The 586-nt window shown below is 65.4% G+C and carries 1 protein-coding gene; it reads right to left on the bottom strand.

Going from position 1 to position 586, the window contains the following annotated elements:
- Window positions 1-117: 117 nt before the first annotated feature.
- On the bottom strand, window positions 118-586 hold a 469-nt coding region (gene prs, locus AC1DS5_RS25335), incomplete at its 5' end, for a ribose-phosphate diphosphokinase (RefSeq protein WP_477721000.1).

The following is a 586-nucleotide window of genomic DNA, read 5'->3' on the forward strand; positions in this document are numbered from 1 at the left end:
CCGCAAGCACTTTGCGGAGAGCGGCCTCAAGGTTGCCGCCGCCTGCGCCGAGACGCTGCTCAGTCTGGAACGTCTGCGCGGTCAGGTCGCGGCCGGGATCGTGTAGAGGCGCGAGCCTTAGTCGAACAGGCTCGATACCGACTCTTCCGATGCGGTGCGGCCGATCGCTTCGGCGATCAGCGAGGCAACCGAGAGCACGCGGATGTTCGGCGATTTGCTGACGGCTTCCGTGGGCTGGATCGAGTCCGTGATCACCAATTCCTTGAGCTTGGAATTGGCGATGCGCGCGGCGGCGCCGCCGGACAGCACGCCATGGGTGAGATAGGCGGAGACGTCCTTGGCACCGTATTTGAGTAGCGCATCGGCGGCGTTCACCAGCGTGCCGCCGGAGTCGACGATGTCGTCGATCAGGATGCAGGTGTAGCCGGCGACGTCGCCAATCACGTTCATCACTTCGGATTCACCGGGGCGTTCGCGGCGCTTGTCGACGATGGCGAGCGGCGCGTTGATGCGTTTGGCAAGGCCGCGGGCACGGGCGACGCCGCCGACGTCGGGCGACACCACCATCACATTGGCGAGATCGAAC

This window comes from Polaromonas sp. P4_H1, assembly GCF_056400945.1.